The sequence below is a fragment of the Evansella clarkii genome (assembly GCF_002019695.1).
Lineage (GTDB): Bacteria > Bacillota > Bacilli > Bacillales > Salisediminibacteriaceae > Evansella > Evansella clarkii.
Genome location: NZ_KV917376.1, coordinates 631,508 through 645,674 on the forward strand (window position 1 = coordinate 631,508; position 14,167 = coordinate 645,674).

The 14,167-nt window shown below is 41.5% G+C and carries 13 protein-coding genes, 1 pseudogene and 1 riboswitch; of the genes and pseudogenes, 4 read left to right on the forward strand and 10 right to left on the reverse strand.

The window, feature by feature from the left end:
* Window positions 1–327: 327 nt before the first annotated feature.
* A complete protein-coding gene (locus BK582_RS02865; protein ID WP_078592885.1) occupies window positions 328–1,419 on the reverse strand; it encodes an NAD(P)-dependent alcohol dehydrogenase in 1,092 nt (363 codons plus the stop codon).
* Between the two features lie 327 nt (window positions 1,420–1,746).
* Between BK582_RS02865 and BK582_RS02870 the strand changes: the two genes are divergently transcribed.
* Both BK582_RS02870 and BK582_RS02875 read left to right on the forward strand, forming a co-directional pair.
* The gene (locus tag BK582_RS02870) at window positions 1,747–2,832 is read left to right on the forward strand and encodes a M20 family metallopeptidase (RefSeq protein WP_078592886.1); all 1,086 of its coding nucleotides are present in this window, start codon (window positions 1,747–1,749) and stop codon (window positions 2,830–2,832) included.
* A 413-nt stretch (window positions 2,833–3,245) separates the two neighbouring features.
* Window positions 3,246–3,455 carry a hypothetical protein gene (locus BK582_RS02875; RefSeq protein ID WP_078592887.1) on the forward strand — a complete coding sequence of 70 codons (210 nt, stop codon included), beginning with the start codon at window positions 3,246–3,248 and terminating at the stop codon, window positions 3,453–3,455.
* A gap of 103 nt (window positions 3,456–3,558) precedes the next feature.
* Here the strand turns inward: BK582_RS02875 and BK582_RS02880 are convergent, their stop codons facing one another.
* Both BK582_RS02880 and BK582_RS27770 read right to left on the reverse strand, forming a co-directional pair.
* Window positions 3,559–5,127 carry a Vga family ABC-F type ribosomal protection protein gene (locus BK582_RS02880; RefSeq protein ID WP_078592888.1) on the reverse strand — a complete coding sequence of 523 codons (1,569 nt, stop codon included), beginning with the start codon at window positions 5,125–5,127 and terminating at the stop codon, window positions 3,559–3,561.
* A 436-nt stretch (window positions 5,128–5,563) separates the two neighbouring features.
* A pseudogene (locus tag BK582_RS27770) lies at window positions 5,564–5,659 on the reverse strand (hypothetical protein); the annotation flags it as partial.
* Window positions 5,660–5,802: 143 nt separating this feature from the next.
* Here BK582_RS27770 and BK582_RS02885 point away from each other — a divergent pair.
* Window positions 5,803–6,327, forward strand: coding sequence for an RNA polymerase sigma factor (locus BK582_RS02885; RefSeq protein WP_078592889.1), 525 nt, complete (start codon window positions 5,803–5,805; stop codon window positions 6,325–6,327).
* Complete coding sequence (locus BK582_RS02890; protein WP_078592890.1) at window positions 6,314–6,892, forward strand: hypothetical protein; 579 nt, start codon at window positions 6,314–6,316, stop codon at window positions 6,890–6,892. Before BK582_RS02885 ends, BK582_RS02890 begins: the two co-directional genes overlap by 14 nt.
* A 95-nt stretch (window positions 6,893–6,987) precedes the next feature.
* On the opposite strand, the gene BK582_RS02895 is transcribed toward BK582_RS02890, so the two are convergent.
* The 7 genes from BK582_RS02895 to BK582_RS02925 all read right to left on the reverse strand — a co-directional run bounded on the left by BK582_RS02895 (window position 6,988) and on the right by BK582_RS02925 (window position 14,152).
* Window positions 6,988–7,788: a hypothetical protein gene (locus tag BK582_RS02895; protein WP_078592891.1), complete on the reverse strand. Its 801-nt coding sequence runs from the start codon at window positions 7,786–7,788 to the stop codon at window positions 6,988–6,990.
* A gap of 420 nt (window positions 7,789–8,208) precedes the next feature.
* Complete coding sequence (locus tag BK582_RS02900; RefSeq protein ID WP_078592892.1) at window positions 8,209–9,480, reverse strand: Zn-dependent hydrolase; 1,272 nt, start codon at window positions 9,478–9,480, stop codon at window positions 8,209–8,211.
* Between the two features lie 18 nt (window positions 9,481–9,498).
* Window positions 9,499–10,689 carry a hypothetical protein gene (locus BK582_RS02905; RefSeq protein ID WP_078592893.1) on the reverse strand — a complete coding sequence of 397 codons (1,191 nt, stop codon included), beginning with the start codon at window positions 10,687–10,689 and terminating at the stop codon, window positions 9,499–9,501.
* 438 nt (window positions 10,690–11,127) lie between these two features.
* Window positions 11,128–11,292, reverse strand: a complete 165-nt coding sequence (locus BK582_RS02910) for a Fur-regulated basic protein FbpA (protein ID WP_078592894.1) — start codon at window positions 11,290–11,292, stop codon at window positions 11,128–11,130.
* 173 nt (window positions 11,293–11,465) lie between these two features.
* Window positions 11,466–11,567: riboswitch (SAM riboswitch) on the reverse strand.
* Window positions 11,568–11,684: 117 nt separating this feature from the next.
* Window positions 11,685–12,182: a CBO0543 family protein gene (locus BK582_RS02915; RefSeq protein ID WP_078592895.1), complete on the reverse strand. Its 498-nt coding sequence runs from the start codon at window positions 12,180–12,182 to the stop codon at window positions 11,685–11,687.
* A gap of 157 nt (window positions 12,183–12,339) precedes the next feature.
* Window positions 12,340–12,990 carry an SDR family oxidoreductase gene (locus BK582_RS02920; protein WP_078592896.1) on the reverse strand — a complete coding sequence of 217 codons (651 nt, stop codon included), beginning with the start codon at window positions 12,988–12,990 and terminating at the stop codon, window positions 12,340–12,342.
* 154 nt (window positions 12,991–13,144) lie between these two features.
* Entirely contained in the window at window positions 13,145–14,152 is a 1,008-nt protein-coding gene (locus BK582_RS02925; protein WP_078592897.1) for a DUF3231 family protein, read from the reverse strand.
* Window positions 14,153–14,167 lie beyond the last annotated feature (15 nt).

The following is a 14,167-nucleotide window of genomic DNA, read 5'->3' on the forward strand; positions in this document are numbered from 1 at the left end:
AATGCAAAATCTCCCTTTTCGTATTTTTTGAGTTAATAGTCGGAATTCCTCCGGCTATTTCAGCGTTTTTTTATAATAAATACGAATTAACCGGATTTATACGACTATTGAGGGGGCTATCCCTCCGCTCTAGGGATGAATCACACTCATTCAGGGAATTATTACCGGCCCCCTCCCATCGATAGGTTAAACCCCTCTTAACCCTGGATGCTGGATTCTAGAAAAAGACGTATGCCAGTTCATACGCCTTCTTGCCTCTCTTAATTATGAAAGCACCCGATGACGGAACACTTCACCTTTATAGTGGTTGCTTCTCAATCAATTTTATCAGCTACTTATTTTCAGAATAGGTTTAATGGCTTTACCGTTTTTTGAATCCTCGAATGCCTCGTTGATCTGTTCAAATTCATAAAACTCCACTAATTTATCAAACGGGAACAACCCTTGCTTATAAAACTCCACCAGTTCCGGGATAAACACCTGGGGAACGGAGTCACCTTCAATAACTCCAACCATTGTTTTTCCTTCAGCCATAATTTCTTCATGTACGTGAATGTTCATTTCCGGAGTCACCCCGACAATTGCAAGCTTTCCAAGGGGGCGAAGTGCCTGGAGACCCTGACGGACAACTGGCGGTACGCCCGTTGTTTCCACACCGTAATGTGCGCCACCGTTTGTTATCTCCTTAATCTGTTCAACGATATTTTCACCCTTGCCGTTTATAACATGTGTGGCTCCTAGTTCCTTCGCCATTTCAAGCCGGCTGTCATGAAGATCAATGGCTATGATATGTTTGCAGCTCGTTATTTTTGCAGCCATCACTGCACTCAATCCTACTGCACCAGCGCCATAAATAACGATGGATGTGCCAAACTCCGGCTTCAGATGGTTCAGCACAGTCCCGCTCCCTGTCTGGATGCCGCAGCCTAAAGGCCCTAATAAGGCAAGGTCCACATCCTTGTCCACTTTCACCACATTTCTTTCACTAGCCACAGCATACGTACCGAAGGATGATTGGCCGAAAAAAGTGGAAAGGTCCTTTCCTTCTTTCTGCAAACGATGGGTCTGGTCTTCCATTTTCCCGCCGAAATTCAAATCGTTAAAGTCTGTGCAAACTGTTGGATGCCCGGTGAGGCAGTTTTCACAGTGGCCGCAATACGCGAAAGACAGAACAACATGGTCACCCGGCTCTACAGTTTTGACTCCATCCCCTGTTTTCTCCACGATTCCTGATCCTTCATGCCCTAACACAACAGGATATGGGGTCAGCCCGGCATCACGGGCAACCGCATCAGTATGGCAGACTCCCGAAGCAACGATTTTTACTAAAACTTCATTCGCTTTCGGTTCAGCAAGCTCCACTTCTCCAATTTGAAATTCTTCTTCCTGGCCATGGGTAACAGCAGCTTTGATTTTCATCTTCCTTCAGCTCCTTAGTTCAGTTTTACTGTCCTATTTTTATCGTTTGGCATATATATATGTGTATCTCAAACCAATACACTTTTTTTATTCGTTAATAAACCAGAGTATTACATTCGTTTTCGTATGCGGTTCGCACGACCTCATGGGGGTTCGCACAACTTCCCAGGTCAATCGCACATACCTATACCAATACCTCCTGTTGCCTATCCAAATCATTTCCATCTATGTTTCCCCTCCCATCTATCAGGGTATTCGCTCCTATGACGAGGTTTATAATTCGGAGCAGTATGGCATTCTTTTTTCGATAAAATAAGGAGTGAGTTTATGGTTGATACAATTTCTCTGCTGGAAGAAATGATTAAGATCGACAGCTCAACGAAAGAAGGCGCTAATGAAGCGGTTGAGTTCTGCGGAAACTGGCTGGAGAAGCACGGCATGCCGGTGGAAATGCTGGACAACGAGGGATACAAAATAGCGGTTTGTGAAATTGGCGAAGGAGATAACACAATAGTTTTTAACGGACATGTGGATGTGGTGGACGCCCATCCCCAGCAATTCAACCCTAAAATGGAGAACGGCAAGCTGTACGGACGTGGTTCTATAGATATGAAAGGTGGAGTTGCCTCCATGATGGCCGCAATGGTCAGCCTGAAAGATAAGGACCTTAGCTGTAAGGTGCAGCTTCAAATAGTTCCCGACGAAGAAACCGGCGGGAACTACGGTACAGGCTACTTAACAGAGCAAGGCTATCTCGGCGACTTTATTATCTGCGGGGAGCCGACAGATTACGGTATCGCCGTCCAGTCCCTTGGGGTTATCCATCTTGACGTTGTAACCTTAGGAGTTGCCGCTCACGGAAGCCGGCCGTTTCTCGGGGAAAATGCGATTGAAAATGCGTACAAGCTTTATGAAAAAATTCTGAAGCTGCCGTTCACAGAAGAGGAAGCACCCCCGTTCTACGGGAGTGCTTCCGTTAACCTTGCAAAAATAAGCGCGGGGACAGCACGGAATATGGTACCTGACAGATGTACGATGGCTCTTGATATCCGCTATCTCCCGACGCAGTCCCCTAACGATATCATCAGGCAGATTGAGGAGGCGGTCGTGGATGGTGAGGTGCACATCGTCCAGGTTTCGGATCCGATTACGACAAAGGAAGATAATCCTTATGTAAAGGCGCTCGGAAAATGCGTTACCGCCCACACGGATCAGAAAGAACCGAGGATTTACGGACAACGAGGCTCCAGTGACGGGAAGTTTTTCACTAAGCACGGAGGCGCACCGGTTGAATTTGGGCCGGTAGGTAAAGACTGGCACGGTGAACAGGAGATGATCGACCTTTCCTCCGTGGAAGTTTACCAGAAGATTCTGGAGGATTTCGTACAGTCATGTTCAAGTTCACGCGATTAATTTATGCTGACAAGCTTCAAACGCAATGCTGCGTTTGAAGCTTTTATTTTTTGAAAAAAATGATTGCTTAACTGCTTTGCTGTATTGTCAGAGCCGCTTCGAAGGCTACACCAGCAATTAAGCAAAGGTTTTTATTAAAAGTCGTTTTTTCTTAACTTCTGAAGGAGAGGTTTAATCCAACCTGCGAAAGTGGCACTACTATTTGCGATATCCATCCCTCTTATTTGCGAAGCTGCCCTCCTCTGCGAAGCGCACTGCCTCAATTGAGATTACATCACTAAATAATAATCAACACTTTTACTTAAACTATTGAACAACATCTTCTCACGCTATATGCTTAACATATACTGGATTTTTTCTCCAGAAAGATCAAATATATCACGCTTCACGAAACGAAGGGGGTGCTTGCTGGTATGAAGTTTGGCATTCGGAAACCTAGTTTGAAAAAGTCGCTGAAGGCAAGGACAACGGGAAGAGCGAAGCGGGCAGTGAAAAAATCTGTTGTGCCAGTCTACGGTAAAAAAGGCATGGGCTGGGTTAAGAATCCTAAGAAAGCCGCTTATAATAAGGTATACAGAAAAACATCGTTCAGTATTTTTGACCTGTTTAAAAAGCTGAAATAGAAAAGAGGACATTCAGCAATATTGAATGTCCTCTTTTTCTCACACATCGGGCAACGGCTGATTAATAATCAACCCTCCATTCCCCCGCTATAAATCCATTTTCTTATTTTTTCAGCTTCTTTTTCTCCTCCATCAGCTGCTGAAACTCTTTTTCCAGTTCTTCATTTGGGTCAATGCTTAACCTGCTGAGCACATCGGAAATTTTCGTTTCCAGGATGAGCAGTTTCTCTGCTGCACTGTCCCTCTCCTGCTGAATCTCTTTATTTTTAAACTGTTCATATGTTCCTTCAAAGAGCTCAATTTTTCCGTCTCCCATAATTAAGACCCTTGAAGCTAGATTTTCAATGAACCGGCGGTCATGTGTTACAAAAATAACAGTGCCTTCATACTCTCTTAAAAGAGTCTCAAGGGCAGCCGCAGCCTCAATATCGAGGAAATTAGTCGGTTCGTCTAACACAAGAGTATTTACATCGCTCAAAAACAGCTTCGCCAGTGCTGTTTTTACCCGCTCGCCTCCGCTTAAAACCCCCGCCGGTTTATGGACATCTTCCCTGAAAAAATGAAGTCTCGCCAAAACAGTACGGATGAAAGTTTCATCATACTTAGAAGACGCACTAACGTTTTCCAGTATCGATTTTTCCACATCAATAATAGATAAATTCTGAGCGAAGTAGCCGGTTTTTACCGCTGGGGACAGTTTTATCCCATTCCCCCCGTAAACAATCTTTTTCACCAAAGTCGTTTTTCCTGCTCCGTTTGGTCCGATAATCGCCAGCTTATCTCCTCCCCGTACCTGAAAACTGGTTTTAGTCCAAAGAACCCGCTTGCCCGCGGAACCGCTCATATCCTCTGCTCTCATGACTATTCGCCCCTTAAAGCTCTCTTCATTGGGAAGGTTCATTTTGAGAGGGGCTGTCTCCTTCACATTTTCCGGCTTTTCAAGTTTCTCCAGCCTAGTTTCTAAAGCTTTTGCTGTCTTTTGCAACTTCTTTTGTTTATTAGCAAAATACGGCTTCGCTCCAGTTATCTTTGCTTCTGACTTACTTACCTTTTTCGGTGTTTTTGTTGCTCTGGCAGCCTTTTTCTCCTTTAATTGGAGAGCTTGTTCCAGCTGCCTTTTCTTCTGCTCATATTTATCAAGCTCTGATTTCTTCTGAGCCAGTTCCAGCTCTTTTTGTTGCTGATAATCACTGTAGTTTCCTTTATATTCCTTAATCTTTCCTTCGCTGATCTCCCATATGGAGTTACAAAGAGTATCAAGAAATTCCCTGTCGTGAGATACGACGACAAACGCCCCGTCCCACTGGCTAAGCTTCTTTTCAAGCCATTCTATGTGCTCCGTATCAAGATGTGTCGTCGGCTCATCGGCAAACAGAAGCTCAGGTGCCTTAACGAACGCTTGATTAATATACTCCTGTGTCACTTCTCCGCCGCTTTTTACAGAGTCTTCCCTCTTTAGCTGAGGAAGAAGTTCTGTCTGGACATGGGGAACCACCGTGCCTTCTTCGGGGTCAAGCCTGCCAGTAAGTATATTCATCAACGTTGTTTTTCCGCTTCCATTTTTGCCGACAAGTCCAATCCGGTCATTTTTATGAATCTGCAGCTGGCCTATATCCAGCAGCAGCCGGTCCTTTACGTAGTGTTTTATTTGAAGAGCTTCCAGTAAAATCATACATTCATCCTCCTTTTTCCGTTAAGCAGGGACAAAAAATGCCCCCTGTCTCCATTCAGAACAGGCGGCATTGACACAGGTGAACGGCAAAAAAGAGAGAGACTTCTCCCTTTCTTCCATGTTCAGCTAATGAAAAACCAATCCCGTTCTGAAAACTCAAACTGAAGGCATTAGAAATAAACGGAAAATCCATCCGTAAAAAATACCTTCAATTGCCAGCTTTCTAAAACAGAATTAGTAATCCATTGTAGCCGTTTCACCCTTCCGTGCATTTAATTACTGTCACTTTATACGATCGAAGATGAATTGTCAATGTGTAAAAGGCAAAGCCGTTCCCTAATGAAGGCGCTCTATGCCTTTACTTTCAGCAAAAAAAGCACCCTCAACAGGTGCTTTTCACGGTATTTAATTGATTATTTTTTACCGCTCATTAATTTCATTCATTCAAATACGCCCACGCATATTGGGCATATAACTCCGCTCCTGTTGTAAGTGCGTTTTCATCAATGTTGAAACGTCCATGGTGATGAGCCCGGCCACACTTGAAGTCGTCGAACAGAAAGTAATATCCAGAGGGATTAATCTCTGGTCGGAGCAGTAATTAAGTTTTCTGTGACTTTTTTATTTGTGATACGTTATTTAAGTAGAAGGATAAAAAGAAAAGGAGTGTTTTTATTGAGTGATAGCTCACAACAAAAAAAACTCAACAAGTGGTATCAGTTGTACAACAATGAGATATATAAATTTATTTTATATATGGTTAATGACCATGAGCAGGCAAAGGATTTAATGCAGGATACATTCATACGAGCTTTCAACAGTCTTGATTCCTTTCATTCTGAGAATCCTAAAGGATGGTTATTTCGAATTGCGAGAAATATCACCATCGATTACTTACGTAAAAAGAAGCCTGTACAGTATGTGATCGACAGTTCAACTAACTTACCATCACGTACATTGACTCCGGAACAAACGGTTTCTCTAAATGAGCAAGAAAAAGAATTATATATTGCATTGGCAAAATTAAAACGCCCGTACAGAGAAGTTATTATTTTAAGAAAGATTAGGGAGTTTTCCATTATGGAGACGGCCAATATTCTTGGTTGGAGTGAGGGTAAAGTTAAAACGAATTTATGGAGAGGGATGGATTCGTTGAAAAAACAATTAAAGAGGGAAGGTTTTCAATATGAGTCGATATAATAATTTGGACGAATTATTTAAGTCGATGGATAAAAAATTAGGCATCTCTAAGGAAGATCAAAATGAAATCCAGTCGAAAGTAAACCAAAATCTAAACACAAGAAGGAACGCTCTTTACTTTAGCAAGTTTAAATATCATTTGGCATTAGCCGTGGCCGGAGTTATTTTCTTTATACTTGCAGCCCCATTAGTTTTACCATTGTTTACTGACTTCTCTAGTGATGGCGCTCCAGGACAAGTCCCTCAAGGGGACTCTATCTCGACAGATGGTGAAGTTGAAACAATAGCATATGAGTATGCAAAAGCGTTAGAAACGCATGATATACCTTCTATGGTGAAATACTCTGATGATTTAAGATTTAACAGTGAAGATGAGCAAATGGAGCAATACTTGAAAATAGAGCAAAATATTACTGACGCAAGTGTACTAAGTCTAACAAAAATAAATGAAGACAATTATGAAGTGATTATTGAGGTGATCCAAAATGAAGAAGTAATAGAACTTACATTCCCAATTTATAAGAAAGACGGGGAATGGAGAATATTAGTGGGGCAGGATTTATGACTCCCGACTTAATGAAAAGAGACCCTGGAAAGGGTCTCTTTTGAACATTGAAATTCTATGGGGGGGGATGATAGCTTTCAAAATATTAATTCAAGTTAACGAAGTGAACCGCTACCTTCATAACCCATCGAGCTGGTGAAGCCTTGGTCTGTCCTAAAACGAACTTTTAAGTTCGAAACATTAGTGTCTGAGACGGTCAGAGTGAAGTTAGATGGTCTGGATGTAATATGTCCTGATACATGTCTGCTGCCATAAACAGTATCCCCATACCAGTTGTTTCTCACCACTGCATAGTTGACACCTGCTGCTCGCCCCGACCAATTATGTGTTTGTTTGCTAACTGTTAAGTTTAAATCAGGGTTGAATCTATTTAAACTAAATGTGCAATTAGAATAAAATGTACTGCCTCCTGCTCGGGCCCAAAAATTCCAAGAACACAAGGTGTCTGATCTCAACCCGATGTCTTCTTCTACTTCACCTTCCTTAAGAATTTCATACTCGTCCACTGTTAATGAATCAAAGTCGATTGAAACTAACCATTTCTCATTTTTAAGAACTAAATCAAATGGGACTTGTTCCACGGCTCCGTTCTCAAATACTAATTGAGTAGTGAACGTGTACTTATCTTCTTTTTGCAACGGAGTTTCGTCTACAATCTTGAAATCAATTAATTTATTTGCAGTGAGGTTTTCTAAGTAGTTTTGCCTTAAAACTTCTTCGTTCTCATACCGTTCATCATTGACGTATCTTTCCATTTCTGACACATTGACATCTTTAGCAGCTTCTAAAAAATTGATAAGTGAACTCTCCGCATATTCGTTATCTGCAAAAGTAGTTATTGCGGAAATCATAAATAAAATACAAAAAGACAAAGATGTAATTATTAATTTTTTCATCTGATTATCCTCCAATTACAGATTAATTCCAATGTTCAGATACTTCCACCCCCTAATGAGTATAGCACAATAATTGGAAGTTACATGGAATTAATTCCATAAAATAGCATATATTCCATTTTGGAGAAAAAGTCCTATCTCACCAATAGTAAATATACATCTATTTTTCAGAATGCTGTTCTAACTACCTAGCAGGTAGCAAGATCCGAAGGGATTAGTGAGAGATTCAAAGTATCACAGATTGAGTGATTATCCTCACACATTGAGTGTTTACCATCACGGATTGAGTGAGTAACTATCACAGATCGAGTGGTGTGTATCACAGATTGAGTGTTTATTATCACGGATTGAGTGGTGTGTTCCTGCCACGATAACTCTGGTTCACTATGAAGCTTTCTTCGCAGCTCCGTAAGTTCTCCCTTATACTGACTGATTGAGTCTTTTATTTTTGGATGGAGCATCTCGTTCCACCTCCGTTAATTTCTTCGCTGCTTCAAAGAAAATTTCAACAGCCTGGGCAATATGGCCAGCATCGGACCATTCTTCCGGACAATGGCTAAGCCCCGCTTTACTTGGGATAAACAGCATGCCCACCTCAGTGACATCCGAAAAAACCATGGCATCGTGTCCCGCTCCGCTGTTGATTGAACAGTACGGAACGCCAAGCTCATTGCTTATTTCTTTAAATAGCGTGCGAACCCCTTGATCTAACGCTTTAGGTTGTATGTACAGACACTGCTCTGCCGTGATTTCAATTCCATATTCGTTATGATTCTCGAGTGTTTTCTTCAAGTTGCTGATGACGTTCTGTACATGTTCTTCTTTTCCTGAGCGGATATCAACCGTAAACTCCACTTTATCCGGGATGACATTGGCTCCATTTGGATACACATTCAAGCGGCCAACCGTAAGTACTGTTCCGTTGCCTTCCTTTATCGCAAGTTCTGGCAATTGGCAAATAATTTTAGAAGCTGCAAATAAGGCATCTGCCCGTCTGTCCATTGGCGTTGTGCCAGCGTGTCCAGCTTGCCCCTCAACAGTCACTTTATATTGGGTTAAACCTACGATCGCTTCTACCACACCAATCGGAATGTTTTTCTCTTCCAGGATGGGTCCTTGTTCGATATGTAATTCCAGAAAAGCTTTTATTGTTTCCCTGTCCCGTTTTTTAGGCAGCGAGGGATCCAGTCCGATTTTTTTCATTGCTTCAATTGTTGAAATACCATCCTTGTCTGTTAAGCTTTTAAATTCTTCTTCACTGAGTAACCCTGTCATTCCTCTTGAACCCATCAGACCACCGCCAAATCGGGAGCCTTCCTCCTCAACAAGAGCTACAACCTCCAAAGGGTACTTCGGTTTCAGTTGCTTTTTATGAAAAAGTTGTGCGACCTCAAGAGCGGCAACCACTCCGGCAGGACCGTCATACGCACCGCCGTTTGGTACGGAATCAAAATGAGAGCCGATTAATATACTTGGCGTATCTTTAACCGTACCTTCAAGTTTGCCAAAGATGTTTCCGAATCCGTCTTCACGGACCGTTAAACCAGAAGCTTCCATTTGCTCTTTAAGATAATTTCGTGCCTTTAAGTCCTCCTGGCTGTAGGAAAGGCGGGTCGTCCCATATCCAGGTGTCGCTGTATATTTGCTTAATTCTTCGATATGATGTGTAATCCGTTCTTTCAATTCATTCATTTTAAGTTCCTCCCTTTTTTATAAGAAGCCAGCGAAGATTCCAGCTAATACAACTGATACAATTGTAACCGTAATGAACCCTCCAACCAGCATTGGCGGCAGTATATGGCTCAGTATTACGTCTCTTTCTCTTTCATCTTCTGTTAGGGAATTGACTACTTCTTTCGGTATTATGTAATCAGCCGGGAAACCATATAATGCGGTTAATGATACAGCAAACGCCATATTCTTACTCACTTTCAGAATTTTTCCGACGATGGCAGAGAAAATGTACATGCCGATAAGACCAACAGCAATTGTACCGATAATTGGAAACAAGATTCCCAGCATCATAGCTGGAGTCGCCTTATTTAACCCGTCAAAGATAAACAGCATTAACGCCAGAAGGGCAAATCCAAAACCATTCGCTTTTTGCAATACTTGCCTTTCAAGAAACCCTGCGCTGGAAGCAATGACCCCGAACAATAAGCAAAGGATGAATGGACTGATATTGACAATTGGTGCTAACAGAGTCGAAGTAAGATAAGCAAGGTAAGCTACTAATGTAAGCTTGAAAAACTTATAGAAATTCGTATTATACTTTTCTGGCATCTTCCATCTGGCAGCACCTTCTTCGACTGTCGCAGCCACTTCTTCCGACTGGTCCGTTTCCTGCTTTTCCAGTTGTCCATTGCGATACAGTTCCAATAGCCTTTTCCCTTCTTTTTTTAAGAGAAACGATGTAATTGGATATCCGGCAAAACCCTGTACCACGTAGATGACAATCGCAAATACCGCTAAAGTAGTTAAACCTGCAGTACTGGCTGCTTCTGACATAATTAAGGAAGACACAACGCCGCCCACTAAAGGTGGTACTGCAACGACCATTGTCTGAAAGCCGAATAAAAAGGTTCCCACAGTCATTAACATCGCAATAACCCCTAAAATTCCAGAGAGGGCAATCACGATCGTCTTCCACTGTTTTTTCAATTGATTAAGGGAGAGTAATGTTCCCATATTTGTTATTAACAAATACATCATCATCGTTGCCACAACTGCAGGGATACCCGCTGTCGCCACAATATCTTCCGGAAAGAATGTCCAGTAGCCTATCAGGAACAGCACCGCACAAACGAAAATCGACGGCACCCAGGCCTTTGTGCGTGCTGAAATAAAATCTCCAATAAATAAAATGAGAGTTAAAATAACTAAAGCTAACATCTGCGACATATGGAACACCTTACTTTCTTGATAGTATTTTTCTGTGAAAGAATACTAAAAATAATAATCCAAATATAGTTTTCAGTCAATTTCAATTTTTGGGATTTTTCAATTAAAGCGCTTACATCTGTATAGTGGAGGGCAAAAAATTTTATTAAAATAATTCTTTGCTTTTTAAGAAAAATAAATTTCCCCTTAAGAAAGGTTGGGTGACTGAAGGCGCTTGGTCTCTATTTCATTGACAAAGCACTCACATATGTACCAGAACTAATTATCAATAAAAAAGCAGCTCAGTACTTAAGAATACAAATTATGTACTCCTGAACTGAACTGCATATATATTTATTCATTTTTATATTCCCGTATTCATTTAAGGCAAGAAGGCCACAATTATTTTCTCTGGCTGTTTTTTTACGCTGCGGCACCAGGAAGCTTCCAGCAGCTGTTTCAGGCGTTATTCCGCTCTTCTATCGTATACAAAATTTCTTTCAGATCCTCTACACTAAGCTCATATAACTGCCGATCACCTTTTTTGTACACGCCTCGCTCAAGAAGTGTCCCAATAAGAGCATTTTTATCATCCACGCTGCAGGTCTGAAATTTCCCTGACATAACAATCCCTCCCTAAGGTTCCATTGATCATCCTTTCCCATCCGCCTTTTGCAGAATCCAAATGTCTGCTGTTCATTGTTTGAAAGTCTCTCTTTCCTGAAAACAAGAGCAAAAAGAAAAGCCTCTTCTAACAAATAAGAAGAGGCAGTTACAGGAATATCCGTTTATCGCTCTTCTCATCTGCCAAGCATCTGCTTGCTGGATTTGGCACAGTACTTATTAAGTCCGCTGCCGAGGTTTCCAAGGGCCAGTCCCTCCACCTCTCTGGATAAGAAAAATATGATCTGTTATTAAATTAGTTACCTAAAATTTACCTCAAAATGGTTATAATGTCAATAGCTTTCCCTCGTTGTCCCAGGAAGTCTCCTGGTGTCAAGGCTGCAGTCGCGATGTTATTGCACTTCTCCTGCAATGCCGGACTTATTATCCAGGAAACGAATGAATTCAATGCAGCCTTTAACGAGCAAGAAAGTAAACGAGAGAACGGAAAAAGTAAAAACTCCGTTCCAGCCTTTATTATATTCGACTAAACCAGTATTTTTTTCCAGCCAGTTTTCGATTAGTGTCATCGGTCCGCTGAAGAGAAAAACACTGAAGAACGACTTCAGCAGGTTCATTTTATAGGTAAACTGATTATACATAACACAGGATAAAGGAAATAATATGTACAAAAAAACAATGTTAGAGTCAAATAATTTTGGGAAATAGCGCACCGGGTACTGTAAATATTTTCTCTTTATTACCGGTCCGTCCAATAAGGTAGAAACCAAAGTTTTTATAAAATAAATAAGAAACCAGTCTTTTAAGTCTGCTTTTTTTCTTAATAAAAAAAAGATACTTCCGCCTATACCGATGACAGTTAGTAAATTTAAAATAGTTTTATCTTTCATATAAGCACCTCCATTAAATAAAATGCCCTTTTTACACTGCTTTATGAGAGAGAGGACTAGTATTTTTTCAGCGTCATTATCAGCAGTATAAGTTAAAAGATCAGCTTAAAAAAGACAATTCACCATACCGGTAAATTGCCTTTTTAAAATGATTAAATTAAACAGATTTCACCGCATCCTTAACAGGCGTTTCCCCGCCTACCACCTGAAATTCCTTTCCGATCGTTGAATCATTTTCCAGCGCAGCAACAATTACTCTGGCCACATCTTCACGTGGAACTTCTGCCACCTCAAGGTCATTCCCAACCTTTACAGAGCCTGTCCCACTGTCGTTTGTAAGAGCTCCAGGATGGATAATCGTATACTCCAGATCCGTATCTCTCAGCCATTCATCAGCGTAATGTTTTGCTGCTACATATGGAGCAAAGGAATCTGGAGCATCCAGGATCGCCTGGCGTCTCGTATCGAACGAGCTAATCATTATGAATCGCTTTACTCCCGCCTTTTTAGCAGCCTCCACTGTTTTCACTGCGCCGTCTAAGTCAACCATAATCGTTTTGTCTTTCCCGGTGTGCGGGCCGGAACCGGCCGTAAATACAACAGCATCCACTCCCTCGGCAGCTTTAGCGATCGTATCAATGTCACCTTCCAGATCCACAATCGCAGTTTCCGCTCCTAAGTCTTCAAAGTAAGAAGCCTGCTCCTCTTTCCGTATCATCGCCTTCGCTTGCAGGTTTTCGTTATCTTTAATAAAGGAAACTAAATGCTTTCCAATCTTGCCGTTTGCCCCAACTATGAGTACTTTCATTTTAGCCACCCTTTCTGAAAAAAACTGAACAGGACGTGTTGTCCAAAGTTTTGCCTTATCCCTATGGTAACCAGAATGAAATACAGATGTCCAAAATCCTGTTCGGCCTGTTCCATTGAATATGCAAATCAAGTGGCAGGATGACGTTTATGCATTACTCTTCCATCAGTTTTTTCCTGTCCAGGGTTTGAGGAGGCTTTTCAAGCCAGTTATTTTTTATGGAGATCTTCGCTCCAGCCGAGCTATATTTAAGAATCTGTGCTGTCAGTTGCGTATACTCTGCGATTAAATCACTTCTGGGACTTGCAGAAATAGCCTGCCCAACCTTAGTTATGGACAGCGCTGTCAATGATGAAGTGAGCCACACGATTAGTTTGTCAGAAAAGGGAGCAACAGTGCTGTCAGTAATCACTACATCTGAGGAAACTGGCGGGTCTGTCTCATTTTCTTTCAGTTTTTCCTCGAGTGTTTTTATAATTTCATATGCTAACTCAGAGCCATTCTGAAGGTGGTCCCTCACTTCTTTTGACTCACAAACCTGTGCGAAACCGTCCATTAATTTCTTGCCGATGGAATTGGCATCGATATTATTGGCCAGATGTGTTACCTCCATGGCAAGCAATGGTCTTTTTTGTAACGTCAGATACCCCCCTAAAAAACCTTCGTCGTCCTGGATGAACTCTGCTTTTTCCGGATAAGCAATGAAAGGGGTGCGAGTAAGCAATCCTTTAGACTCCATTAACCTTATGACTTTGTCATACAAATTGGCACTTTCCTTAAATGCAGACATATAAAAAGCTCTTATATCCTCCCGAAAAGATGTGCCGAAAGCCATACTGTTCATATCGGCTCCTGTTTTCCCCATATATTTAAGGTATCTTAAGTACATAACATCAGAAAACAGCCTCGGCGCATTCGCATTTAAATCATGTTCCGTAAAACCTTGCGGGAGGGGAATCCCTTCTTTTTCGAAAATGGCAGCCAGTGAATTTAAGTTACCTTCAGATAGTGCTTTGGTATGCTGTATAATTACTTTTATTTCTTCATCTTCAACGTTTGTTAAAAAATGATTCATTATACAAATGTTCATCGTATCAGCCATATACGACTCCCATATATGCGCTATTTCTGAAGCCGACAGATCCGGATTATGGTGTACCATCCAATCCCTCCGATA